At 62.9% G+C, this 24,711-nt stretch carries 19 protein-coding genes; 5 read left to right on the forward strand and 14 right to left on the reverse strand.

Features of this window, described 5'->3' with window-relative positions:
* From YUA_RS0100355 to YUA_RS51505, 8 genes are all read right to left on the reverse strand, one after another.
* Entirely contained in the window at nt 1-1,251 is a 1,251-nt protein-coding gene (locus YUA_RS0100355) for an adenylate/guanylate cyclase domain-containing protein (RefSeq protein ID WP_027528838.1), read from the reverse strand.
* Entirely contained in the window at nt 1,248-1,637 is a 390-nt protein-coding gene (locus tag YUA_RS0100360; RefSeq protein WP_027528839.1) for a response regulator, read from the reverse strand. Before YUA_RS0100360 ends, YUA_RS0100355 begins: the two co-directional genes overlap by 4 nt.
* Nucleotides 1,634-4,231 (reverse strand): ATP-binding protein, encoded by a 2,598-nt coding sequence (locus YUA_RS0100365; RefSeq protein ID WP_027528840.1) that lies wholly within the window; start codon nt 4,229-4,231, stop codon nt 1,634-1,636. The genes YUA_RS0100360 and YUA_RS0100365 overlap by 4 nt, the downstream gene beginning before the upstream one ends.
* A 54-nt stretch (nt 4,232-4,285) precedes the next feature.
* The gene (locus tag YUA_RS0100370; protein WP_027528841.1) at nt 4,286-4,501 is read right to left on the reverse strand and encodes a hypothetical protein; all 216 of its coding nucleotides are present in this window, start codon (nt 4,499-4,501) and stop codon (nt 4,286-4,288) included.
* Nucleotides 4,502-4,550: 49 nt separating this feature from the next.
* Nucleotides 4,551-7,646 (reverse strand): MexW/MexI family multidrug efflux RND transporter permease subunit, encoded by a 3,096-nt coding sequence (locus YUA_RS0100375; RefSeq protein ID WP_027528842.1) that lies wholly within the window; start codon nt 7,644-7,646, stop codon nt 4,551-4,553.
* 79 nt (nt 7,647-7,725) lie between these two features.
* Nucleotides 7,726-8,919, reverse strand: a complete 1,194-nt coding sequence (locus tag YUA_RS0100380) for an efflux RND transporter periplasmic adaptor subunit (RefSeq protein ID WP_027528843.1) — start codon at nt 8,917-8,919, stop codon at nt 7,726-7,728.
* Between the two features lies 1 nt (nt 8,920).
* Nucleotides 8,921-9,622: a TetR/AcrR family transcriptional regulator gene (locus YUA_RS0100385; RefSeq protein ID WP_084291869.1), complete on the reverse strand. Its 702-nt coding sequence runs from the start codon at nt 9,620-9,622 to the stop codon at nt 8,921-8,923.
* A 137-nt stretch (nt 9,623-9,759) separates the two neighbouring features.
* Nucleotides 9,760-10,203, reverse strand: a complete 444-nt coding sequence (locus YUA_RS51505; RefSeq protein ID WP_084291871.1) for a hypothetical protein — start codon at nt 10,201-10,203, stop codon at nt 9,760-9,762.
* A gap of 106 nt (nt 10,204-10,309) precedes the next feature.
* Here YUA_RS51505 and YUA_RS0100395 point away from each other — a divergent pair, with 106 nt between their 5' ends.
* From YUA_RS0100395 to YUA_RS43270, 3 genes are all read left to right on the forward strand, one after another.
* Nucleotides 10,310-11,530 carry a cytochrome P450 gene (locus tag YUA_RS0100395; RefSeq protein ID WP_027528845.1) on the forward strand — a complete coding sequence of 407 codons (1,221 nt, stop codon included), beginning with the start codon at nt 10,310-10,312 and terminating at the stop codon, nt 11,528-11,530.
* Nucleotides 11,531-11,747: 217 nt separating this feature from the next.
* Entirely contained in the window at nt 11,748-12,962 is a 1,215-nt protein-coding gene (gene rocD / locus YUA_RS0100400) for an ornithine--oxo-acid transaminase (RefSeq protein ID WP_027528846.1), read from the forward strand.
* Nucleotides 12,963-13,473: 511 nt separating this feature from the next.
* Complete coding sequence (locus YUA_RS43270) at nt 13,474-14,898, forward strand: Spy/CpxP family protein refolding chaperone (protein ID WP_245285079.1); 1,425 nt, start codon at nt 13,474-13,476, stop codon at nt 14,896-14,898.
* A gap of 157 nt (nt 14,899-15,055) precedes the next feature.
* Here YUA_RS43270 and YUA_RS52480 read toward each other — a convergent pair whose 3' ends face one another.
* Nucleotides 15,056-15,499 carry a hypothetical protein gene (locus tag YUA_RS52480; protein ID WP_371259859.1) on the reverse strand — a complete coding sequence of 148 codons (444 nt, stop codon included), beginning with the start codon at nt 15,497-15,499 and terminating at the stop codon, nt 15,056-15,058.
* A 266-nt stretch (nt 15,500-15,765) separates the two neighbouring features.
* Complete coding sequence (locus YUA_RS0100415) at nt 15,766-17,343, reverse strand: winged helix-turn-helix domain-containing protein (RefSeq protein ID WP_027528849.1); 1,578 nt, start codon at nt 17,341-17,343, stop codon at nt 15,766-15,768.
* Between the two features lie 94 nt (nt 17,344-17,437).
* On the opposite strand from YUA_RS0100415, the gene YUA_RS0100420 reads away from it, so the two are divergent.
* Nucleotides 17,438-18,481, forward strand: coding sequence for a tripartite tricarboxylate transporter substrate binding protein (locus YUA_RS0100420; RefSeq protein ID WP_051383067.1), 1,044 nt, complete (start codon nt 17,438-17,440; stop codon nt 18,479-18,481).
* 19 nt (nt 18,482-18,500) lie between these two features.
* Nucleotides 18,501-19,505: a methyltransferase gene (locus YUA_RS0100425; protein WP_027528851.1), complete on the forward strand. Its 1,005-nt coding sequence runs from the start codon at nt 18,501-18,503 to the stop codon at nt 19,503-19,505.
* Between the two features lie 489 nt (nt 19,506-19,994).
* Here YUA_RS0100425 and YUA_RS0100430 read toward each other — a convergent pair whose 3' ends face one another.
* The 4 genes from YUA_RS0100430 to YUA_RS0100445 are packed head-to-tail and all read right to left on the reverse strand — an operon-like array spanning nt 19,995 to nt 24,619.
* On the reverse strand, nt 19,995-20,858 hold the full coding sequence (locus tag YUA_RS0100430; protein WP_027528852.1) for a sugar phosphate isomerase/epimerase: 864 nt from the start codon (nt 20,856-20,858) through the stop codon (nt 19,995-19,997).
* Entirely contained in the window at nt 20,858-22,063 is a 1,206-nt protein-coding gene (locus YUA_RS0100435; protein ID WP_027528853.1) for a dihydrodipicolinate synthase family protein, read from the reverse strand. The genes YUA_RS0100430 and YUA_RS0100435 overlap by 1 nt, the downstream gene beginning before the upstream one ends.
* 10 nt (nt 22,064-22,073) lie before the next feature.
* Nucleotides 22,074-23,225, reverse strand: coding sequence for a Gfo/Idh/MocA family protein (locus tag YUA_RS0100440; RefSeq protein ID WP_027528854.1), 1,152 nt, complete (start codon nt 23,223-23,225; stop codon nt 22,074-22,076).
* A complete protein-coding gene (locus YUA_RS0100445; RefSeq protein ID WP_027528855.1) occupies nt 23,222-24,619 on the reverse strand; it encodes a hypothetical protein in 1,398 nt (465 codons plus the stop codon). The genes YUA_RS0100440 and YUA_RS0100445 overlap by 4 nt, the downstream gene beginning before the upstream one ends.
* Between the last annotated feature and the right edge of the window lie 92 nt (nt 24,620-24,711).

The raw sequence follows: 24,711 nt of genomic DNA on the forward strand, positions 1-24,711 counted from the left end.
CTAATCCAATTGAATGCGGATGCCCTTGCCGCCGTTGAGGAGGCGCCTCAAGTGAAATCCGGCGAGAGGATCATCGGCGTGCGCGCCGACCAGTGCGGCAAAGGTCGGCATCGCCGCGGCGTCACCGGCTTCCATCTTGGCAAAAGCCTCGGAATACTGCGTCGTCTCGGGCGCCTCGAACCTTTCACGCGGCAGTGGCTCGAACGCCCGCAGCGGCTCGCTGCGTCCACGCAGCATCAGATCGCCCACGGGACGCCCCTGGAAATTCCTGGCCGCCTCGGCGACACTGGAGCTGACACAGATCCGGGTGCCCAGCTGCTTGTTCGCAGCTTCCAGCCGCGCCGCGATGTTGATGGTGTCCCCATACGCGGTGTAGTCGAAGAAGCGGTTGCCGCCGAAATTGCCGACCAGTGCGGACCCGGCGTGAATGCCGATGCGGGTGGCGCCGAAATCCACGCCTCGATCACTTTGGCGCGCGCAAAAATCCTGCGCCCAAGCGTCGAGATCGTGGGCGCAGGCGACCGCACGCGTCGCGTAGTCCGGCTGATCGCCGGGCGCGTTGAACAGCACGTGGATCGCATCGCCGATGATCTTGGCAACCGTCCCCTCATGCGCAAACACGACCTCGGTCATGCCGCCAACATATTCGTTGAGGAGCGCGCCCAGCGTCTCTGGCGGCGCGCTCTCGACCAGCGACGTAAAGCCGGTGATATCCGTGAAGATGGCGGCGACATCGCGCCACTGGACCTCGATCCCCTCGCCGTCGCCGCTTGCCGCCAGACGCTTGGCCAATTCGGGCGAGAAGTGGCGCGACAAGGCCGCATGAGCCCGCTCGGCCTCCGCCTGACGGCGCCGCACCTCGCGCAGCATCTCGATGTGGCGAAGGGTCTTCTCGATCGTGGTTTCGAGGTCAGCGAAGTCGATCGGTTTGGTCAGGAAGTCGAACGCGCCGCGGTTCATGGCGGTGCGAATGTTGCTCATGTCGCCATAGGCGGAGACGATGATGGTCGACTTCTTGTCCTCGGCTTCCTGCAGCTTCTGCAACAGCGACAGCCCGTCCATCCTGGGCATGTTGATGTCGGACACCACCATGTCGACGTGCGGATGCTGCTCGAGCGACTCCAGCGCCTCGATGCCGTCACGCGCGAACATGATGGCGACGAGCCCGTCGCGGATCTGCCTGCGAAACTTTTGCAGGATCAGCGCCTCGAGATCCGGCTCGTCGTCGACAAAGAGGATGGTCGGAGTCATGCCGCCTGCTCGAGCCTCGTGTCGATCTGCTGGCGCAGCAGCGCAAAATCGATCGGCTTGGTGAGGAGCCCAGTGGCGCCACGCTCGAGCGCCTTGCGATGCGTCTCGGCATCGCCGTACGCCGTGATCATGATGACCGGAACATGCGGATGCTCGGCGCGCACCTTGGGCAGCATGTCGAGCCCGCTCATGCCGGGCATGTTGATGTCGGACAGGATCAGGATCAACGAGGGGTCGCGAACCTCGGCGGCGAGCTTCAGCGCATCGGGCGCCGAGAGCGCAAACTCCATATGAAAGCGACCGGCGCGCAGGTCGCGTCGGAACTGCTGCCGGAATAGCGCCTCGACATCGGGCTCGTCATCGACGACCAGGATGTAAACGTTCAAATCTTGCCTCCGGAAGTACCGCCTGCCGCCATCGCGCGCGGCAGGGTGATGATGAATTCGGTGAATACACCGGGCTCGGTATTCACGTCGATCGTGCCGCCGTGCTGTTTCACGACGATGTCATGGCTCATGGACAGGCCAAGCCCGGTGCCCTCGCCGGCCGGCTTGGTGGTGAAGAAGGGATTGAACATCTTCTCCTTCACGTCCTGCGGAATGCCCGTGCCATTGTCGCGGATCCGGATCTCGACCTTGCCGCCGAGATTCTTCGTCGCGGCGCTCACGGTCGGCTCGAATCCATCCGCGTCGCTCTCCTTGCGCTTGGTCGCAGCATAGAAGCCGTTCGAGATCAGATTGAGGAAGACGCGGGTGATCTCCTGCGGATAGATGTCGGCCATCCCGGCGGTCGGATCGAGGTCGCGCCGGAGCGTCACGTTGAACGACGGCCTTTCGGCGCGCGCGCCGTGATAGGCCAGATTGAGGCTCTCCTCCACGACCGCGTTGATGTCGGCGGGGCGATGTTCGCCGGAGCCTTCGCGCGAGTGCAAAAGCATGTTTCTGACGATGGAATCGGCGCGCTTGCCGTGCTGCACGACTTTTTCGAGATTGCTCTTGAGCATCCCGGTCAGCTCGTCCACCTCGCCCTTCGTCTTGCCGTCAAGCGATGCCGTCTGCAGGACCTCGTTGAGCTCGTCGATCAGTTCGGTCGAGATCGAAGAGAAATTATTGACGAAGTTGAGCGGGTTCTTGATCTCGTGGGCGATGCCCGCCGTGAGCTGGCCGAGCGAGGCCAGTTTCTCGGTCTGAACCAGGCGATCCTGTGCGGCGCGCAGATCGTTGAGAGATTGAGAAAGCTCCGTCGTCCGCTTGCGCAACTCATCGAGCAGCCGGGCATTCTCGATCGCGATGACGGCCTGATTGGCGAAGCTCGTCACCAGATCGATTTGCTTCTCGGTAAACAAACGAACATCTTGCCGGAAAATTGCGATCACACCGACGAAGTCGCTTTCTTTGAGCATCGGCACCAGCAAGATCGTCCGGGCACCGCCAAGCTCGGCCAGTTCCACGATTGGCGGAAAGCCCGCCAGGTAGTCCGGCTCGCGTCTGACGTCCTCAACGTGGATAAACCGCCGCGTCGATGCGACCCGGCCCAACGGGTCCGACTGAGGCGGGAAGATGACAGGCGTGCGCGCGAACGTTTCCGAAAAGGCGGGAGGCAGGTCAGACACCGACACGCAACGAAACCCACCATCCTCGAACAGGAACAAATTGCCGAATTTGGCGTCGCAGATGAAGGTCGCGCGCTCGATGATTGTCTGAAAGACGGGGGCGAGATCGCCAGGCGATCGACTGATAACCTGTAGCACGTCGGAAGTCGCCGTCTGGTGCAACAGCGATTCGCGCAGTTCCATGGTCCGCTGCTCGACCTTCTTTTCCAAATCGGCATAGGATTCCTGCAAGCGCACGCCCATGTCGTTGAACTGATCGGCGAGCTCCTCGAGTTCGTCGCCGGTCTTGATCGATATCCGCTGCGAGAAATCACCTCCGCCGATCCGTTCGGCACCGCTGCGCAGCGCCTGGATCGGACCGACCATGCGGCGCGCGAGGAATATTCCAGCGAGCACCGCGAAGATCGAGGCCGCGAGCAGCACGATCACGAGCCGTTCCAGCGAGGCATAGAGCGCCGCATAGGCCTCCTCGACCGGCAACTCGACGAACATGGTCCAGCCGAGCGGGGCGATCGGCGCGGACGCCGTCAGGACTTTCTGCCCCTGGATGTTGGTCGCTTCCTGCAAGGCGTCGGGCATGACACCGCCACCGGCCAGCGCAGCGCGCACCTGCGCCAGTCCCGACAGGTCGGTGTTGCGCAAGACCAGGCTGATATCGGGATGCGCGATCAGGCGCCCCTCCGGGCCGACGACATAGGCATGTCCGTGCTCGCCTACCTTGATCTGGGACACGACGTCCCAGATCAGCTTGAGATTGACCTCTGCAATGCTGACGCCCGCATCCTTGCGCGCGCCGGCCTGCGCGAGCGTCATGTAGGGCTCGGAATCCCTGCGGAAATAGACCGGCCCGTAAAAGACCTTGTGCGCGACCGCCTGCGTGAATTTTGGATCGTCCGACAGATCGATGCCGCTGTCGATCGCGTCCATCGCCAGCCGCGAAACCCGCAACCGCTCTCTGCCGGTCGCGTCGACCTGGGCGAGTTCGGTGATCGCCGGCACTTGACGCAGCAGCCGCAGCGCGTCGAACCGGCGCGGCTCGATCGAGCCCGCCGACCACGGCAGTTGCGTGGTCCAGCCGAGCTGGCTCTCGATCTCCTTGACGAACTGGCTGATCTTGGCGGCGGCCGCCTCGGCCTGCTCGTGCTGGACACGGATCAGCGAGGCCTTGTGCTCCCGATAGTCGAAGAAGACCTCGAACAGGCCATTGGCCAGCAGGGCGACGGCGACCAAGGCCACGAACAGCGCGACATATTTGGTGAACAGCCGCGTCCTGAGCCTCCGGCCCACTTCGCCGGACACGACGCCGCCCGCGGCCGCGCGCGGTAGCGGCCTGGTTTGCGGGGTGTCGGGATGCACGGAAATGCTCATTCCCCCAAGCCTAGCAAGAAGGCCGGACCTTGTCTCTCGCCGCAGCGCACGAGGTTACTCGATCACCTCGTCGGCAAGTGCCAGCACCAGCGCGGCCGCCCGCTCGAAGGATTCCAAGGAATCCGCGCCATAGGACATCAGGTCACCATCACGGGCGAATTGGTCGAATTCGTAGATCGCCGGCAGCTTTCGGGCGGCCGCGAATTCGGACACGCGCTCGCGATTGAGAATGGTCAGCGCGTCCGCCAACATCAGAATGCCATCGGGCAAGCGGCAACAGCCATGGCTGTTGCCGCTTCGCACGCAAATCGGGCCTTGGTCAGGTCGGCCGCAGCACCTTGGAGTCGAGATCGACCTCGTTGACCTGCTTGTTACGCTCGGAATCGGCCGCCGCGCGATGGTCGGTCGCCAGCACGACATAGACCGCAGGCAGCACGAACAGCGTGAACAGCGTGCCGATCGACATGCCCGCAACGACCACGAGGCCGATCGAAAAGCGGCTGGCCGCACCGGCGCCGGTTGCCGTCAGCAGCGGGATCAGACCCGTGACCATCGCGGCCGTCGTCATCAGGATCGGCCGCAGGCGGATGCGGGCCGACATTTCGATGGCCGAGCGGCGGTCGAGCCGCTCGTTAATCTGAAGCTCGTTGGCGAACTCCACCATCAGGATGCCGTGCTTGGTGATCAGGCCAACCAGGGTGAGTAGACCGACCTGGGTGTAGATATTCATGGTCGCCGCGCCGAAGAACAGCGGGATCAGCGCGCCGACGATCGCCATCGGCACCGAGATCATGATCACCAGCGGGTCACGCAAGCTCTCGAACTGCGCAGCAAGCACCAGGAAGATGATGATCAGCGCGAAACCGAATGTAATTGCGAGCTGGTTGCCTTCCTGCACGTACTGCCGGCTATCCGCGAGATAGTCGTGGCTGAAGCCCTGCGGCAGCTTCTTGGCTTCTCCTTCGAGGAAATCGACCGCGGCGCCGACGGTCACGCCGGGCATCGGCACGGCCGAGAAGGTCGCCGAATTGAGCTGATTGTAATGCGTCAACGAGTTCGGATCGGTCCTGGTCTGGATCGACACCACCGTCGACAGCGGAAGCTGCTGGCCGGTGTTAGTCGACACGTAGTAGCCACCGAGCGATTCCGGCGAGAGGCGCTGGCTCCGCGGCACTTGCGGGATCACCTGATACGACCGCCCCTCAAGATTGAAGCGATTGATGTAGTTGCCGCCCAGCAGCACCGCGAGCGCGCTGCCGAGATTCTGCATGTTGACACCGAGATCCTGCGCCTTGCTGCGATCGATCTTTACCGTCACCGTCGGCTGGTTATAGGCGAGGTCGCTGTCGGAGACGATGAACATGCCGCTCTTGCGCGCGGCGTCCTTCAACTTCTCCATCTGTTCGTAGACGGCCTGGAAGCCTGCGGTCGAATTGATCACCATCTGCACCGGCAGGCCGCCCGGGCCGCCCGGCAACGGCGGCAGATTGAAGGCGAAGGCCTGCACGCCCTCGATCTTGGAGAGCTCGGCCTGAACCAGCGGCTTCAGCGCGATCGACGAGCGCTTCCGTTCGTCCCAGGGCTTCAGCAGCATACCGGCGATACCGCCCTGCGGCCCGTTGATGCCGTTCAACACGAAACGAAGATCGGTCTCGGGGAATTTCTGGAATTCCTTGTCGAGCTTCTCGCCGTAGAAATCGACATAGTCGATGTTGGCATATTTCGGCGCCTTGGTCACCGCAAAGACGATGCCCTGGTCTTCTTCGGGCGCCAGCTCCTTCGAGGTGTGCATGTAAAGGAAGCCAACAAGCCCGAGGATCGTGATTGCGAACAGGCCGGTGATGGCCTTGTAGTCGAGCGACCGGTCGAGCCTGCGGCCGTACCAGCGGGTCACAGCACCGAACACGCGGTTCACCAGCTTGGCGAAGCGGCCCTCCTCGGTGTTCTTGAGGAGCACCGAGCACATCATCGGCGACAGCGTCAGGGCGATCACGCCTGATACGATCACGGAGCCTGCCAGCGTGAAGGCAAATTCGCGAAACAGCGAACCCGTGAGGCCGCCGAGGAAGCCGATCGGTGCGTACACAGCGGCGAGCGTGATGGTCATCGAGACGACCGGACCGACGATTTCGCGCGCGCCTTGCAGCGACGCCTGCACCGGTGTCTTGCCCTCCTCCAGATGGCGGTGGATGTTCTCCACCACCACGATGGCGTCGTCGACCACAAGGCCGATCGCGAGCACCATAGCCAGCAGCGTCAGCAAGTTGAAGCTGAAGCCCAACATCAGCATCAGTGTGCAGACGCCGATCATCGACAGCGGAATCGTGACAACCGGAATGATGACGGAGCGGAACGACGCCAGGAACAGGAAGATCACCACGATGACAATTACGATGGCTTCGCCCAGCGTTTTCTCGACCTCGTCGATCGACGACTGAATGAATTTGGTCGAATCGTAGGCGACTTTCATCTTCATCGATGGCGGCAAATTACGCTCGAGCTCCGGGAACAGCGCGCGCACGCCCTTGACCAGCGTCAGCGGGTTGCCCTGCGGCGTCGCGTTCACGCCAATGAAGATCGCGTGCTCGCCGTTGAAGGCGACGCTCGCATCCGTACTCTGGGCAGCAAGCTCGACGGAGGCGATGTCCTCCATCCGCACGAAGCCGCCGTCCTTGGCCTTGACGATCATCTTCTTGAACTGCTCGACGTTACCAAGGTCAGTATTCGTCGAGATGTTCGAGACGATCAGATAGCCCTTGGTTTGGCCCGCCGCAGACTGGAAGTTGTTGGCGGCGATCGCGGAGGCGACGTCCGCCGGCGACACATTACGGCCGGCCATCTTCACCGGATCGAGCCACAACCGCATCGCAAAATTCTGGGCGCCGAGAATGTCGGCGGACGCGACGCCGTCGACGGTCGACAGCACCGGCTGCACCACGCGCGTCAGGTAGTCGGAGATCGCCGAGCCCGACAGCTCGTCGGACGAGAAGCCGAGATACATCACCGCCGTGGTCTGGCCTGTGGTCTTGGTGACGATCGGGTCGTTTGATTCCTTCGGGATCAGATATTTGACCGAGTTCGTCTTGGCCAGCACCTCGGTCAGCGCCTGGTTCGGATCGAAGTTCAGCTTGATGTAGACCTGGATCGTCGAGGTGCCGAGCACCGAGGACGAGGTCATGTAGTCGACGCCCTCGGCCGAGGCGACCGCCTGCTCGATCGGCGTGGTAATAAAGCCCTGGATCAGGTCTGCGGACGCGCCGGGATAGACGGTCGTGATGTTGATGACCGTGTTCGACAGTTTTGGATATTGCCGGATTGGCAGCGTCGTCGCCGCGCGCAGACCGATCAGCAGGATCAGCAGGCTGACGACGACCGACAGAACCGGGCGTTTGATGAAAATATCGGTAAAGGCCATCGCGGCGATCTCTATTCGATCTCGATTTCTTGGGCTTATGAAGCATGATCCGGCCTCGCCGGACCATGCGAGCGCATTGTCAGTAGCGTGGCGGTTGCGCCGGGATAGCCGGAGCCGGATCCGTTGAAATCGACACAGCCGAGCCCGATTGCAGCTTGAGCTGACCGACGGCGACAACCTTGTCGCCCGGCTTCAAGCCTTTGACGATTTCAGCGCGACCATCGACCCGGTTGCCAGTCTGCACGAACGTGCGCACCGCGCTCAGGCTGGTCTTGCCGTCCTCTCCCTTTTTCTCGGTGATCACAAACACGGAGTCGCCGTACAACGTGTAGTCGACGGCGGTCTCGGGCACGGTGACCACCGCCGGCTTGTCCGGCAACACCACCGTGGTCGTAACGAACATGCCTGGCTTCAGGATCTTCTCCGGATTGACCACCGTCGCCTGCACCCGGATGTTGCGGGTGTCGGTGGCGATCTGCGGCTCGATCGTGGTGATCTTTGCGTCGAAGGTCCGGCCCGGATAGGCGTCGACCTTCAGCCGGACTGGCTGGCCGACCTTGAGATTGCCCGAGTCCTTTTCGGTCACCGTGAAGTTGGCCCACAGCACCGACAGATCGGTCAGCGACACGATCGCCGTGCCGGCCGTCAGATATTGGCCGACCTCGACCTTGCGGACGCCGAGATCGCCCGAGAACGGAGCACGCACCAGCTTCTGCGAAATCAGCGCTTCGGTCTTGGCGATGCCGGCCAACGCCTGGTCATAGGCGGCTTGGGCCGAATCGACGGTCGCCTGCGGACCGAACTGGCGCGAAGCAAGTTGCTTGGCGCGATCCAGCGAAAGCTGCGCGACGGTCGCCTGCGCCTTGTAATTGGCAAGATCGCCCTGATCCGGCCCGTCGAACAGTTGCACCAGCGGCATGCCGGCCTCGACATGAGCGCCCGGCTCGAACTTGATCTCGGTGACGCGGCCGTTGACGTCGGCGCTGACGTCGACCTGGTGTACGGCAACGAGGCTCCCGACCGCGGTCAGCAGGTTCGGCACGACCTCCGACTTCGCCTCGGCTGCGCTGACCAAGGTCGGCGGCGGCTTGTTGTTGGCGAAGAACTGCTTGATCATCTGGCCGCGGAAATAATTGAACCAGACGAGGCCACCAACCAGCGCGCCAAGCAGCACGCCGACGATGATGAACCAGAGCACCGGCCGGACCGGACGCTTGGGGGCCTTGCTGTCGATCGGTTCGCCCGAAATCTTGTGTTCGGCTACGATGTTCATGTCATGCGCTTTCTGCAATCGCCGTCTTGCCGACACCCGCGGCCTGATCGCGGCCCAGATGCGAAGCAATTGCGGCGTCGTTAAGTCCGATGCCTCTCAGGAGAAACTCACAGAGCTGCCGCTCCAGATCGTTCGCCCTGCCATAAGCGAGACAGGGCACGGAGGGCAGCCTGGTCAGCGCAGCGGTCATCATCGTGTGATGCGCAAACCAGAACAGGTTGAGCGGTTCGATGCCGCACGGCCGCGCATCGCCGGCGGCGATCGCGCGTGTCAGCGAGGCGACGAAGATCGCTCCGATCAGCGTCTCGATCTTGGCATATAGCAAACGAGCGAACTCGCCGTCATCCAGATGACTGGTGGCCATCAGTCGCAGGCGCTGGCCCTCCTCCTGGTCGGGGCCGTCGGCGATCTCCAGGAAATGCTGGACCATCCCGCGAATCAGTTCGACCAGGGTGGCCGTCGACGGCTCCCGCTCGAGCAGCTCCATCAAGGCCGGGTCCGCCTCGCACTCGTCGCTGAGGATCTCGGCGTAGAGCGCCGCCTTGGACGGGAAATGCTTGAACAGGAGTGCCTCGGAAATGGCAGCAGCGGCCGCCACGCTCTTGGTCGTGGTGCCGGTATAGCCATGTCGGGCAAAGCAGCGCTTTGCGGCTCCGAGGATCAATTGACGCCTCAGGTCGCTCGTCATACGCAATGAGCTCATGTTAGTGAGTAAGCACTCACCCACGCCAAAGTCAAGCCAAATGGTGCGACGCAACCTAGATGGGTGCTGACTTGTTGGGAATTGGCCACACAACCCCGAGGGCCCGCGGCCGGTCAGGGCTTCGGGAACCGGCGTTGTCAGATCGGCTGGAAGCCGAGGTCGCCGAGGATCCGGTTGACGATGTAGGTCCCATCCCGGCTCGGCAAGATCCGATCGACGCTGGCGCTGTCGATCTTCACATTGGCAAAGCGCGGGCCGGCCGAGAGGTCGTGGACGGCTTTGGCGAAGGTTTCCACCTCGGCCATGGTCGAGATCGCCCGACTGTCGGCGATGCCACAGGCCTTGGCGATGCCGACGAGATCGGCAGCAGCGGAGGTGTGGCTGGTCTGGCCGCCGGTCTCGCCATAGGCCTCGTTGGGCACCTGCCATGGATTGAACTCGCCCCACTTGCCGCGCATGGTCACGAGCTGGCCGGCATCGGGCACGTAAGGCACCTGCCGGACGTCGAAGCGCTGCAAGGTCGCGAAAATATCGTCCGGCCAGTTCGGGGCCGTGTCGGAAGCGTCAGCGCGGGCGTGCATTTTCCTGTCCGGTCGGCTAGCAAATCGCGGCGAGACTGTAGACGGTGATCCACACGGCTCGAAAGAGCGAAAACGGCATATCGGTCTCAACCGGTGAGTATGGCGCATGAACGCAGATGCGAAAGAATCGGCGGCCAATTTCGATCTGGCGAAGCTGACGAGCGAATTCTGCGACGATCCCTACCCGACTTATCGTGCACTGCGGGAGAATGAGCCGGTCAAGCGCCTGCCCAGCGGCACCGTGTTCCTGACCCGCTACGACGACCTCGTCACCACCTACAAAAACACAAAGTCGTTCAGCTCGGACAAGAAGCGCGAGTTCGCGCCGAAATATGGCGACACCCCGCTCTACGAGCACCACACCACGAGCCTCGTCTTCAACGATCCGCCGGCGCACACCCGGGTGCGGCGCCTGATCATGGGCGCGCTGTCGCCGCGCGCGATCGCGGGGATGGAGCCTGACATCATCAAGCTGGTCGACGGGTTGCTCGACGCCATCGCCGCCAAGGGCCAATGCGAGCTGATCGAGGATTTCGCCGCCTCGATTCCCATCGAGGTGATCGGCAATCTGCTCGACGTCCCCCATGAGGAGCGCGCGCCGTTGCGCGACTGGTCGCTGGCGATCCTTGGTGCGCTCGAGCCGGTCGTATCGTCTGAGGTCGGCGCGCGCGGCAACAAGGCGGTAACGGATTTCCTGGCCTATCTCGAAACGCTGGTCGCGCGCCGGCGTCAAAAGCCGGGCAATCCCGACCGCGACGTGCTGACTCGCCTGATCCAGGGTGAAGAGAACGGCGAGCGGTTGACCGAGAAGGAGCTGCTGCACAATTGCATCTTCCTGCTCAATGCCGGCCACGAGACGACGACCAATCTGATCGGCAACGGCCTCGTCGCGCTGCATCGGACTCCGGACCAGAAGCAGCGGGTGATCGACAATCCCGATATGATCAAGACCGCGGTGGAAGAGATGCTGCGCTACGAGAGCTCGAACCAGCTCGGCAATCGCATGACGACCGAACGGGTCGAACTTGGCGGCGTCATGCTCGAGGCAGGCACGTCGGTGACGCTGTGCATCGGTGCGGCCAACCGCGACCCTGCGCAGTTTCCCGATCCTGAACGCTTCGACGTCGCGCGGACGCCGAACCGGCATCTCGCCTTTGCCACCGGTGCGCATCAATGCGCCGGCATGGCGCTGGCGCGGCTCGAAGGCGCGATTGCGATCTCGCGTTTCCTGGCGCGCTTCCCGAACTATGCCGTGAACGGTCAGCCCGTGCGCGGCGGCCGCGTCCGGTTCCGCGGCTTTTTGAGCGTGCCCTGCGCGATCGGCTGAGGGCACAAAAACAAAACTGCGAAAACAACCCCATGCACAGTAGAGCACGGGTCGGCGAACGATGACCTGTGGCTTCGCAGAACCATCTGAAATTTCGAGAAAATCAGGCTGCATCCCATCATCGAGCGCATGCAGGCTTCCGGAGGTCCCGGCTGATACCCACATCAAGTTGAGCGCAGCCGGTCGACGCCAGCGCGCAGCAATGGAGTGACGAAAAATGAGCTCGTCGGTCATTGATTTCCTCGCAACGGAAAGGCGCCTCGGCACCCACAATTACGAGCCGATCGGGGTCGTCCTGTCGCGCGGCGAAGGTGTCTGGGTCTGGGATACCGAAGGCAACCGTTATCTCGATTGCCTCTCGGCCTATTCCGCAGTCAGCCAGGGCCACTGCCACCCCAAGATCCTGGCGGCGATGGTGGAGCAGGCCCACCGGCTGACGCTCACCTCGCGCGCCTTCCACAACGACCAGCTCGCCCCCTTCTACGAAGAGATTGCGGCGCTGACCGGCTCCCACAAGGTGCTGCCGATGAACAGCGGCGCCGAGGCGGTCGAAAGTGCGATCAAGTCGGTGCGCAAATGGGGCTATGAGGTGAAAGGCGTGCCGGACGGCCAGGCCGAGATTATCGTCTGCGCCGATAATTTCCACGGACGCACGCTGGGCATCGTCGGCTTCTCAACAGACGCCGAGACCCGCAAGCACTTTGGGCCGTTCGCGCCGGGGTTCAAGCTCATCCCGTTCGGCGATGCCGCTGCACTGGAGGCGGCGATCATGCCAAACACCGTCGCCTTTCTGGTCGAGCCGATCCAGGGCGAGGCCGGTGTCATCATTCCCCCGGCCGGCTATTTCACGAAAGTGCGGGAGCTCTGCACGGCCAACAACGTGATGCTGGTGCTCGACGAGATCCAGACCGGGCTCGGCCGCACCGGCAAGCTGCTGGCCGAGCAGCATGAGGGAGTCGAGGCGGACGTGACGCTGCTCGGCAAGGCCCTCTCCGGCGGTTTCTATCCCGTGTCGGCCGTGCTCTCGAACAACGAAGTGCTCGGCACACTGAAGCCCGGGCAGCATGGCTCAACTTTCGGCGGCAATCCGCTTGCCTGCGCGGTGGCGCGCGCCGCCATGCGCGTGCTGGTCGAGGAAGGCATGATCGAGAACGCGGCCAGGCAGGGCGCGCGCTTTCTGGAAGGCCTGAAAGACATCCGCGCCAATACGATCCGCGACGTGCGCGGGCGCGGCTTGATGCTGGCGGTCGAGCTGCATCCTGAAGCCGGCCGCGCACGCCGCTACTGCGACGCACTCCAGGCCAAGGGCATCCTGGCCAAGGATACCCATGAGCACACGATCCGCATCGCCCCGCCGCTGGTGATCACCGGCGACCAGGTCGACTGGGCGCTCGAGCGGTTCGCCACGACCCTGACGCAGGATTTCTCCTGAGGCTGGCTGCGACGGAAGATCGCAATGCCGGCCGTGGCCTACAACGAACGATTCCGCCACCTGTGCGTTGAACATCGTGGGCGATTACGAGCTGGGAGCTACAATCATGCTTCCGCGTGGCGTTTGCTTGACGGCTGTTTTAGTCGGTGTCTCGATGCTGGCGACGAGCGTCGGCGCGTTCGCCCAAGGACCCGGCCACGGAAGGGCCGGACCACCCGGTCCCGCCGCAGCGCCGGCCGCCCGGCCAGCAGCACCACCGGCCATGGCCCGTCCGGCGGCACCGCCAGCCATGGCACGTCCCGCCGCACCGGCATTCCATCCCCCGGCCATGGCGCAGCGACCGGCCATGGCGCCACATCCGGCGCCGCATATCGCCTCACCACCGCCACCGCGCCCGACCCCACATTTCGCTGCCCCGCCGCCGCGGGCGGCTCCGCATGTGGCAGCGCCGCGGCCTGAATTCCACCCGGGGCCGGCAGCACCGCACCGCCCGGCCATGGCATCCGGGCCGATGCCGCACATCGCCGCCCCCTCGCACCCCAGCGCACCGCCGGCTGCGCGCGAGCAGCTGTCGCGGCGGGATCAGATCGAACAGCGCGCGCAACAGCGCCAGCAGCAAGTCCAGCAGCGGCAGCGCGACATGCTGTCGCGCCAGACGACGGAGCGCCAGACCCGCATCGATCGCTTGCAGCAGCGCGTGCAGCAACTCCAGTCGCAGAAACCGGAGGGCGCGCGGGCATTGCGCCAGCAGCAACGGACGTTGCAGACGCAGAACCGCCTGCTTCAGCGTGAGCAGCGTGCGCAGCAAAGCGACCTGACGCGCCAGCAGCGGCTTGGACTACAGGCTCCGGCCGGGCGCACGCCAGCTACTGCGGCGGCTGCGCAGGCCGCCGAGCGCGGGCGATTTGGCGAGCGCTTCCGCGAGCAGGCCCCTGCGCAAGTCCAAGCGGCGCTCACCACCCGCCAGAGCGGCTGGGCGCCCCGGCAGGCCTGGCGACACCGCCATCCCGCGGTGTTCGTGGCATGGCTAGGGCCCGTGTTCTGGCCCTACGCCTATTCCGACATTTTCGACTACACGTTCTGGTCCTATGCTTACGAGCCCGGCTATTGGGCGTACGCGTATGACGACTTCGTCGACACCGTGTTCTGGGGCAGTGACAGCCCCTATTCGGCCTATGCCAGCATCAACCCGTATGACTATCCGCAAGCCGGCGGCGGCTCCCGCGTGCGCCAGCGCGCCAGCGTGAGCCCGCAAACGCTACAGCAATTGTGCAGCACACCGGACAAGGGCGTCACCGCCTGGCCGCTTGCCGATATCGCGCAAGCGGTGCGGCCGACGCCGGAGCAACGCGCGCTGCTCGACGAGTTGAAGGCAGCGGCAGCCAAGGCTGCCGATGTGTTCAAGGACTCCTGCGCGGAGACCTATGCACTCACCCCACCTGGCCGCTTGCGGGCAATGGCGAACCGCATCAACGCGACGCTGGAAGCGGTCAAGATCGTGCGACCGGCACTGGAGAATTTCTACAACTCGCTCAGTGACGAGCAGCAGGCCCGCTTCAACGCGCTCGGCCCCAATGTCGGCGACCGCTCGCAGCAGCAGCAAGCCGGCGCCGAGAACTGCGGCGATCCGAAATCCGGCCTGACCCAGTTGCCGATCCAAAGGATCGAGGCCGTGCTCCACCCCGCCGGCAAGCAGAAGGAGGCGCTCGACCGCCTCAGTGAAGCAACAGCCAAGGGCGTTGAAGGCCTCCAGGCGGCTTGCCCGAACGATATACCGCTGACGCCGGTCGGACGGCTCGAGGCGATGCAGCACCGGCTCGAGGCCATGCTGACGGCCGCCAAGCTGGTCGAGCCCGCGCTGGACGAGTTCTATGCCACGCTGAGCAGCGAGCAGAAGGCGCGCTTCAACACGCTGCAACAGGTCGCAGGCCCGTAGGGGCGGAGCCGCCTTCTCTCGTTGTAATTTGCGCCGCAGGCGAACGATGCGGGGCGCGCAATCGTCCTGCTTCACAGCTCGACGACACCATCTATATCCCCGCGGCTCTCTGTGAGAGTACAGCGGCACGGAACGCAACGACAGCTTGGTTCTGGCCTCACGCGGAAATCGTCTTCCGCTCAGCATCATTCGTGTTTGTGATCGGTTGAGGCTGCTCTATCTCATTCGAGCCAGCGGCGTTGCATTGTTGGAAGTGAGAAGACAACTCAAGATCGGCCAGATGATCCCAGTATTCTGCTTCTGCGAGCAGCTTCCATTTGTTCATGCTGTTGTAGGCGGCCTGTTGGCGGCACAGCGAACCCATCGCACGCAAGCGCTGCACTTTTTCCACTGCGAACCTCCCTTCGCGCTTGCTTGTCTGCAAGCGCATTTGTGTTGTCGCAGCTTCGCAGATCGGATTGAAGACTGATAGCCCGGAGTTTGACGGTAAATCGATGATAGCGCAATCGTCTGACTTTTCAGTAGGACCCGGCAATTTGACCCGATCACAACAATGGCCCGGACGATTGCACGTCGGGGCCATTTCAAGATCAACAGGCATAGGTAGATCCGCCGTGCCTGCTGATCATTGATGCCAATGATCACCACATCCAATCTGGCACAGGCTGCGGCGAGGCTGCAGCGTCGGGACGATGACATTCTGCCAGAAAGCTGATGGCAGTCCACCTCATCATTGGTGTACTCCAACCGGCTCGCTGAACCTCCAGTGTTCTGGCCCGCAATGGGTCGCAAGCTGACAATCCTCATCCAAGTCTGGACATCGGCTTTGGGGCCAGTTGCTGAAGTGAGCCACCCGAATGTCGGTTTTCATTCCGGCAGTCCAGCCTGGCGCAATCCCTCCTCGTATCGGGAAACGTTCTCGGCCTTTTGATAAGGCCCCAACCCGTCTTTCAAATTGGAAAGGACCAGCGTGGGATTTAGCTCTCGCAGCCTCGCCAATAAATGCCGGGCTTGCTCCATATGTCCAGCCATCGCGTTGCTTGCGGCAGCGATGCGCAGCGCAGGTTGGAAGTTTGGATTGTCCTGCAATGCCATTGCCGCCCAGCCTGCCGCTTCTTCGTAGCGGCCGGCAAAGAAATATGCATGCGCGACGCCGCTTCGCATTCCGCCCATCCGTGGATCTAGGGGATCCAGGCGCATAGCACGCGCGAAGCGTTCGATTGCAGCTTCGGGCTCTCCGAGCCAACTTTTCACCCATCCGCCGAAACGCCACGCCTCCGCCAGATTGGAATTCAGCACAAGCGCCCGCTCCATTAAGTCGGCGGCTGCGCCGAGATCGTGAACGACAAACGCTAAGGCCCATCCGCTCGCGGCGAGCGCGATCGCATCGTCTCTGCCCAGTTCGATCGCTTTCCGAGTGAGCCGCACAACCTCGGCTATCTCGTTCGGAGTTACTACGATCCAAGCATCAGCCTTTAGGCGGGCGAAGCAGGAGGCGGCACGCCCGTAAGCACATGCGAAGTCTGGATCAAGCTCGATTGCACGATAGAACAGGCGTAGCGCCTCTTCGTTCGCTCGCTGGCTGGAAAACTGGTACAGCTTGGTCATGCCGCGCAAATAGAAGGCGTAAGCATCCAGACTCTCTGTCGGTCTACGCTTGGTGTGCTCGATCTCTGCCTTTTCCACGGCCGGTGCAATGGCGGCGACAACGCTCTCTGTCACTCGATCCTGCAAATCAAATATGTCGCCAAGCCCACCATCGATTCGGTTCGCCCCAAGATGTCCCCCGGTTGCAGTATCGATGAGCTGTGCCGTGATCCGAATGCGGTTTGCTGCTTTGCGGACGCTTCCTTCTAGAACATAGCGCACCCTAAGCTCACGCCCGACCTGCTTCACATCGACTGCGCGCCCCTTGTAAGTGAAGCTGGAATTCCGAGCAATGACGACCAAAGCCTTGAAGTGAGATAGCGCCGTTATGATGTCTTCGACCATTCCGTCAGCAAGATATCCCTGCTCCGGATCGGCGCTCAGGTTGACGAAGGGGAGAACCGCAATTGAAGGCTTATCAGGTAGCCTGAGAGCCGGCTGAGGCGGTTCTATCGGGCGACCGGCGATGGTTGGATCTGCGTCCCCCTGCGCCTCCTGCACGCGTCCGATGAAGCGGTAGCCCTTGCGCGGCAGTGTCTTGATGAGACGCTGCTCATCGCCCGAATCGCCGATCGCGTTCCGAGCCACATTCAGCCGGGTCGTCAGCGCGGCGTCAGATACGACACGGCCGTTCCAGACCGCCTTGATAATCTCTTCCTTGCTGAGGACGCGTTCCCTGTTGCAAATCAAGTAGTCGAGCAGATCGAATACTCGTGGCGCGACGGAAACTATGTTCGTCCCGCGGTGCAGTTCGCGCCGTTCAGCGTCAAATACGAACTCATCGAAGAAATAGCGCAAGCTGCCATGACCTGGGTTACGTGCGACGGTGCTGGTGCCGAAAGATAAGCCATCAGTGAGCAAATAGTAAGCCGGAGGTTAAGCGCGTACGGACATGGCCTGGTACGGTCTTCGCGTGAAGGTTCAGATCGTTGCACACAGTTCGCTGAAGGAGGATACCATGAGCATTTCCAGTCGCTCCGCCGCTGTCATTGGTATCCTCCTGGGCGTCGTCCTTTCCTGGAGTTCTGCTGTCGTTGCCGGCGACTGGCCGCATCGGACTGTCCGGCTGGTCGCACCCGTCCCGGCGGGGACCGCACCAGATTTCAGCGCGCGGCTCTTTGCCGAGCGACTTTCCCAACGCTGGGGACAGCCCGTGATCGTGGAAAATCGGCCGGGAGCCGATGGGATGATTGGAGTCTCCGCCTTTCTCGGCACCGACGACGATCATACCCTGCTTTATGCAATCTCTGCCGTAGTGACCGTCCATCCGATCACGCAACAGAAGCTTCCCTATGATCCCGTTCGTGAGCTGGTCCCGATTTCCCCGACGTCAGACGTTGTCCTTGCAATAGCAGCCAGTGAAAAAAATTCGATCCGGTCTCTCGACGGCTTGGTTAAAACGGTGCGTACCGAACCGGGCAAGCTGAACTGGGCCAGTTCGCCTGGCCTTCCTCCCTTCGTTGTAGGAGGGTTCTTGAAAAATTCGAAACTGGATCTCGCTTTAGTCTCCTATCGGGACATTGCTCCTGTTCTCCAGGATCTTGGCGAAGGCCGCATAGATGTATACGTCGGCTCGCTTGGCGTCATCATGCCGCAGGTGCAGGCAGGCAGAGCGCGGCTCCTCGCCGTTGCGAGCGGCGTTCGCGTGCCGCTTGTTCCTGATGTGCCGACCGTAACCGAAGCCGGATATCCCGAGCTTCGAATGGACGGCGTGGTGGGATTTTTCGGCAAGCGGGGAATGCCGGACGCGTTACGTGACCGGATTGCATCTGACGTCAGCGCCGTCGCAAGCGATCCTGCCATTTGCGAAAAACTGGCCGCCGTTGGACAGGCCGCCCGTCCAGGCACCGCGGCCGAGTTCGCGGCCTTGCTGGATCAATACCGTCGGCGCCTTGCTGATCTCGCGAAAACAATCGAATTCAAAGCGCCCCAGTGAAGGAGCGGAGGCCCGTCAAGTGACATCCGACCCCCGACTGACCCTGCTGAGCCTGATCAATGGTTTTCAGATCACGCAGGCGATCCGTGTCGCCTCGATCCTACGTGTAGCTGACCATCTGAATGACGGAACTCGCTCAGTCGGCGAACTCGCGGGGCTGACGAAAAGCCATCCCGATACGCTGTACCGGCTGTTGCGCGCGCTCGCTGCGGTCGGTGTTTTCCAGGAAGAAGAAGGCCGAAAGTTCGCGCTGACTCCCATGGGTGATTGTTTGCGCGCGGACTCCGCGACGCCGCTCGGGGCGTGGGCGGAAGTCGTCGGAAGTCCTTATTTTTGGCGGGCTTGGGGCCATCTGTTGCACAGCGTCCAGACCGGCGAGAACGCATTTAAAAATCTGAATGGCAAGGACGTCTGGCAATTTCGCGCCGAGCATCCCGAACACGGCGCAACGTTCGATCGGGCGATGACACAACTTTCACGCGGCAGCGCCGAGGCGGTGATCCGCGCCTATGATTTCTCCGCGTTTCTCCACATCGTAGACGTGGGCGGCGGGCAGGGCCTGATGTTGGCCGCGATCCTGCGCGCTCACCCTCATTTGCGCGGCACGCTGTTCGACCAGCCGGACGTCGTAACGGCAGCAACGGCCGTTTTGGCGGAACGCGGCGTCATCGACCGGTGCGATATCGTGGGCGGAAGCTTCTTCGAAACGGTGCCTGAAGGTTTCGATGCTTATCTAATGCGGGCGGTAATTCACGATTGGGAAGACGACGAAGCCATCGCTATGCTGAAAGTATGCCGGCGCGCGGTGGGGGAAACTGCAAAATTGCTTCTCATCGAACGGCTCGTCGCGCCCCCAAATGAAATGCCGGCAGCCAAGTTCAGCGATCTGAATATGCTGGTCTCGCCGGGCGGGCGAGAGCGAACGCGCGAGGAATTTTCAGACCTCTTTGCCAAGTCCGGTTTCGAGTTGACGCTCGTTTTTCCGGCGGGCATCCACAATGTGATTGAAGCTCGACCGCGCTAAGCCTCGCGGATTATCGCCCATCCCGTATCGGGGAAGAACACCTGGAAACTGGAGTTTCGTATCCCGCTTTTGAGAATCTCGGACGTCCGCTATGGGGTCATTCGCGACCGGGTCGAGCCAGCAGCAAGTCCGAGCAGCGTCCGTTCTGCCGCCGAAAGCGGAAGTAAAATTCATAACATTAAAGCGCGATGGAGTTAGGTTCGATCGGCTGTCCGAGGTCACCTCTCCCCAGCGGGGAGAGGTCGGATTGCGCCTAGCGATGTGAAGCATCGTCCAGAGCAATCCGGGTGGGGGGCCGCAGCACTCAGTGAGACTGTACCCCCTCACCCGAACTCTCGACTCGCACCGATTCAACCAAATCTCATCGCATTGGGACCTTGCTGACAGCCGCCAGGCTGGTCGAGCGCCCTGGACAAGGTCTATGCACGCTGAGCAGCGAGGAGAAGGCGCATGCGGCAGCAAGTCGCGAGCCCGTAGGATCCGCACTCTCTACACCACCGTCTTGTGCCGTTCGATGCAGGTGCGCAGCACCTCGTCCATCGGCTTGCCCCACCAATCATTCGAAAAAATCTCGATCTCCGAATAGCCGGCAAAACCCTGCGACTCGACGGCGGCGCGCACCGATTTGATGTCGATGACGCCGTCGCCCATCATGCCGCGGTCGTTGAGGATGTCCCTGGTCGGCACCAGCCAGTCGCAGACGTGGAAGGCCAGTAGCCGATCCTTGCCGGCGCGCGCGATCTGTCCCATCAGCTCCGGATCCCACCAGATGTGATAGACGTCGAGCGCGACGCCGAGCATGCCGCTGCGGCCGGGGTCAAGCCGATCGCAGATGTCGAGCGCCTGCTTTGTCGTGTTCACGCAGGCGCGGTCCGCCGCGTAGGCCGGATGCAAGGGCTCGATCGCCAGCGGCAGCTTTGCCTGCCTGGCATACTCGAGCATGTCGGCCAGCGCTTCCTCGACCTGCCCGCGCGCCGCGACGATATCCTTCGACGCCTCGCTGCCCGGCCGCGAATATTGCGGCAAGCCGCCGACGACGAGTACGATGCAGGGTGCGCCGAGCGCCTTGGCTTCGTCGACGCAGCGCCGGTTGTCGTCGCGTACCTCGGTGCGGCGCTCCGCGTCCGAGGTGAACATGCCGCCACGGCAATAGCCCGAGAGCTCAAGCCCCGCATCGCGCACGGCGCGCACGGCGCGGTCGAGACCGACGGAAGCGACCTGGTCGCGCCAGGGATCGATGGCACGGATGTCATGCTGCGCACAGGCATCGATGATCTGAACGAGGTCACCCTGCTTGCGGACTGTCGCCGTGTTCAGCGACAGCCAGCGATGGTCGGACGAGAAATCGCGCATCAGGCGTCCAGTCCGTGCGAAGCGAGTACCGTCTTCATCCGCCGCATCGCCAGTTCAGGATTGGCGAGCAGCCCGGCCTTGTCGGCCAGACGGAACAGCTCGGCCAGATGCAGCATCGAGCGCGCGCTCTCCTGGCCGCCGACCATGGTGAAGTGATCCTGGTGGCCATTGAGATACGCCATGAACACGACGCCGGTCTTGTAGAAGCGAGTCGGCGCTCTGAAGATGTGGCGCGACAGCGGCACGGTCGGCCCGAGCACGTCGTGGAAGCCGGTCTCATCGCCGGCCGCGAGCCGCGACAGCGCGTAGGACGCCGCCGGCGCGATCGCATCGAAAATGCCGAGCAGCGCATGCGAAAAACCGTGCTCGTCGCCGGCGATCAGTTCGGCATAGTTGAAATCGTCGCCGGTATACATCTTGATGCGCTTGTCGAGACGATGGCGCATGTCGATCTCGCGCTGCTTGTCGAGCAGCGAGACCTTGACGCCGTCGACCTTGGCAGCGTTGCCGTTGATGATGGCGACAGCAATATCCATCGCCTTGTCGAGATCCTTGGTGCCCCAATAGCCCGTCAGCGCCGGATCGAACATGTCGCCGAGCCAGTGGATGATCACGGGCTGCGCTACCCCCGACAGCACGCGGTCATAGACCTTGGCATAGTCGCCGGCATTGCGGCCGAGTTTTGCCAGCGCGCGCGACGCCATCAAAATGATGCGGCCGCCGACCTTCTCGACCGCCGAGATCTGTTCCTCATAAGCGCGGATCACGTCGTCGATGGTCTTGGCGTCCTCGACCGCAAGATGATCCGTGCCTGCCCCGGAGAACACCAGCGCGTTGCGGCGCCTGGCGGCTCCGACCGAACGCGTGATCAGCTCCAGCGAGGTCGCCCAGTCCAGCCCCATGCCGCGCTGCGCGGTATCCATGGCTTCAGCGACGCCGAGGCCGAGGTCCCAGACGTGCTCGCGGAAGGCGATGGTCTTGTCCCAGTCGACGGCCACCGAGAGCCAGGGATCGTTGTCGGCGAAGGGATCGGCCACCGTGTGCGCGGCCGAGAAGGCGATGCGGTTCAGCGGTCCTTCGAGCTTTGCGGGGAAGGTGCGCGAGGCCGCGAGCCGATAGGTCTCGATCGAGCGATCGGCCTTCGGCAGCTTGAGCGACAATGACGGCATTAGAGGAGCAGGATTGGGCAGGACGGGCTTGTTCATGTGTCCCTCCTCAGGCCTTGATCGGGGCGACGTCGATCCAGCGCCGCTCCTTCCAGCTCCTCAGCGCGCATTCGGCGAGCTGCACGCCCTTGACGCCTTCGAGCAGCGTGAACTTGTAGGGCGCATCCTCGTAGACGTGGCGGATGAACATCTCCCACTGCTCCTTGAAGCCGTTGTCGTAGGTGACATTGTCGGGCAGCTTCTGCCAGTCGCCGTAGAAATCGTGCAGCCGCTTCTCGTCCGGGTTCCAGACAGGACGCGGCGTCGCCTGCCGCGCCTGGATCATGCAGTCGGCGAGGCCCGCGACCGCCGAGCCGTGCGTGCCGTCGACCTGGAAGGTGACGAGATCGTCGCGATAGACGCGCGTCACCCAGGACATGTTGATGTGGGCGATGATGCCGCCCTCGAGCTGGAAGGTCGCGTAGGCGGAATCATCCGCGGTCGCCTTGTACTTCTTGCCCTGCTCGTCGAACCGTTCGGGAATGTCGGTGTTACCGATGCAGACCACGCTCTGGACATTGCCGAAGAGGTTGTCGAGCACGTAGCGCCAGTGGCAGACCATATCGAGGATGATGCCGCCGCCGTCTTCGTCGCGGTAGTTCCAGGACGGCCGCTGCGCCTCCTGCCAGCCGCCTTCGAACACCCAATAGCCGAACTCGCCGCGTACCGAGAGGATGCGGCCGAAGAAGCCGGAATCGCGCAGGAAGGCGATCTTCTTCAGGCCCGGCAGGAACAGCTTGTCCTGCACCGTGCCGTGCTTGACGCCCTTGGCATTGGCGAGCTTGACGACTTCAAGCGCCTCCTCAAAGTTCGTCGCGATCGGCTTCTCGCAATAGACATGCTTTCCGGCATTGATGGCCTGGGTCAGCAAGCCCGGCCGTGCCTGCGTCGTCGCGGCATCGAAGAACATGGTGTCGTTCTTGTCGGCGAGCGCCGCGTCGAGGTCCGTGGTCCAGCGCGTGATGTTGAAGCGTTTTGCGAGCGCCTCGATCTTATCGGCGCTGCGGCCGACCAGGATCGGGTCGGGCATGATGCGATCGCCGTTCTTCAAGCGGACACCGCCCTGGTCGCGGATCGCCACGATCGAGCGGATCAGATGCTGGTTGAGCCCCATGCGGCCGGTGACGCCGTTCATGATGAGGCCGAGGCGTTGGGTGGTCATGCCAATTGCTCCCTAAGTGATTTTGGCTGTTCGAGCGGGCGGAGCGCCGACCAGTCCGGATGGACCGACGTCGCAAAGCCCGCAACATGAAGCGATCCCGTCAGGAGATCGCCGTCGTGAATGGAGAGACGAATGCCCTGCCCGGCATCGGCGTAGAGATCGGGATGCGCAGCCGCGAAGGCCTGCGCTTCAGCGGTCGGCGTTTCGCCAAAGCCGTCGACATAGTGGTGCCCGTTGCGTTCGGCGTGCGTGACGCCGATGAAAGCGCTGAGCGCGAGGTCCTGCTGCACGGCGAGGCCGGCCTGACAGGTGAGGTCTTCGCCGGTGACGAAGAATTTTTCGCCGCCCGCGCTCCATTTGGCGGCACGCGTCGCGTTGACGATGGACTTGTAGAGGCCCTTACAGGATTTCGAGGAAATGCCGTGATAGCCGAGCGCCCGCGCCGCGGGGAACGCGTCGTAGGAATCGTCGGCTTCGTCGACGATGAAGCCGCGCGCGGCGAGCAAACCGAGCGGCGACTGCCTGGTGATGTCGCGCGGCAGCGGCTGCTCGATATAGAGTAATCGTGAGGAAATCGACCGCAGCGTGGGCTCGCGACCGAGCTGGTCGATCAGCGCCTGAAGCGCGGCAAGATCGGCATACTGCTCGTTGGCATCGAGCGTCACCTTGTAGGCGCGCCCAAGCGTGTCGAGCTCCTTGCCGATCCGCGCCAGCCGCGCCGCATCGGCTGCGGGATCGCCCGACAGTTTCAGCTTGAAGTAATTTGCACCGGCGTTCTCGTGCGCATCGGCAACACCGCCCTCACCTTCGACGGTGTCATCAAGACCCACGGTATGCCTGATCGCGACGCGCAACAGCGGCTTGCGGCTGGCCAGAAACGCCGTGAGGTCCGCTTCCTTCAGGTCGGGCGAAAGCCGCGCATCGATGCCAGCGACGTTGCCGGCCATCCCGTCGAAGAAGTTGGTCTCCAAGGCGCGCAGCAGCGCATCGAGGATCGCCTTGTCGATTTCCGCTGGACCGTAGGCCGCAGCAAGCGCTGGGATGTTCTTTTTCGCGCACGTCACGACCTGCGCACCGATGCACGAGGCATGCAGGTCGAACGCCGTCAGAAATCCCGTCCGCGCCAGATAAAGCCCGCGCGCGATGTCCAGCGACCGTCGCAAGCCGTCGACCGTCTGCGTCGGCGACAGCTCTGGCCGCTTGTCGAACCATTTTGGCACCAGCAATTCGGCGCTGGCGCCGACAGCAATTCCCCTGCCCTCGACCTCGATCTCCACCCGCACGAACAACTGCGGCGTCGCGTTGATGGTAACCGCGCCAAAGCGGAACGGCCGCGCGAACTGCACAGGACGTTCAAAGAAGGCAATGTCTCGCAGCTTCAGGCGCGGTGACATGATACAACCGAATGATCGTTAGCGGCGCTAGTGCGGCCGCGGCGGCAGTGCACCTCTCCCGCTTGCGGGAGAGGTCGGCACGAAGTGCAGGG

The sequence above is a fragment of the Bradyrhizobium sp. WSM3983 genome (genome assembly GCF_000473045.1).
Lineage (GTDB): Bacteria > Pseudomonadota > Alphaproteobacteria > Rhizobiales > Xanthobacteraceae > Bradyrhizobium.

Coding starts and splice junctions, on each gene's coding strand:
- YUA_RS0100445 (WP_027528855.1), bottom strand. CDS start 24,619: ATGTCACCGCGCCTGAAGCTGCGAGACATTGCCTTCTTTGAACGTCCT.
- YUA_RS51505 (WP_084291871.1), bottom strand. CDS start 10,203: ATGCACGCCCGCGCTGACGCTTCCGACACGGCCCCGAACTGGCCGGAC.
- YUA_RS0100375 (WP_027528842.1), bottom strand. CDS start 7,646: ATGGCCTTTACCGATATTTTCATCAAACGCCCGGTTCTGTCGGTCGTC.
- rocD (WP_027528846.1), top strand. CDS start 11,748: ATGAGCTCGTCGGTCATTGATTTCCTCGCAACGGAAAGGCGCCTCGGC.
- YUA_RS0100365 (WP_027528840.1), bottom strand. CDS start 4,231: ATGAGCATTTCCGTGCATCCCGACACCCCGCAAACCAGGCCGCTACCG.
- YUA_RS0100430 (WP_027528852.1), bottom strand. CDS start 20,858: ATGCGCGATTTCTCGTCCGACCATCGCTGGCTGTCGCTGAACACGGCG.
- YUA_RS43270 (WP_245285079.1), top strand. CDS start 13,474: ATGCCGCACATCGCCGCCCCCTCGCACCCCAGCGCACCGCCGGCTGCG.
- YUA_RS0100385 (WP_084291869.1), bottom strand. CDS start 9,622: ATGAGCTCATTGCGTATGACGAGCGACCTGAGGCGTCAATTGATCCTC.
- YUA_RS0100440 (WP_027528854.1), bottom strand. CDS start 23,225: ATGACCACCCAACGCCTCGGCCTCATCATGAACGGCGTCACCGGCCGC.
- YUA_RS0100395 (WP_027528845.1), top strand. CDS start 10,310: ATGAACGCAGATGCGAAAGAATCGGCGGCCAATTTCGATCTGGCGAAG.
- YUA_RS0100355 (WP_027528838.1), bottom strand. CDS start 1,251: ATGACTCCGACCATCCTCTTTGTCGACGACGAGCCGGATCTCGAGGCG.
- YUA_RS52480 (WP_371259859.1), bottom strand. CDS start 15,499: ATGCCTGTTGATCTTGAAATGGCCCCGACGTGCAATCGTCCGGGCCAT.
- YUA_RS0100380 (WP_027528843.1), bottom strand. CDS start 8,919: ATGAACATCGTAGCCGAACACAAGATTTCGGGCGAACCGATCGACAGC.
- YUA_RS0100435 (WP_027528853.1), bottom strand. CDS start 22,063: ATGAACAAGCCCGTCCTGCCCAATCCTGCTCCTCTAATGCCGTCATTG.
- YUA_RS0100420 (WP_051383067.1), top strand. CDS start 17,438: ATGGCCTGGTACGGTCTTCGCGTGAAGGTTCAGATCGTTGCACACAGT.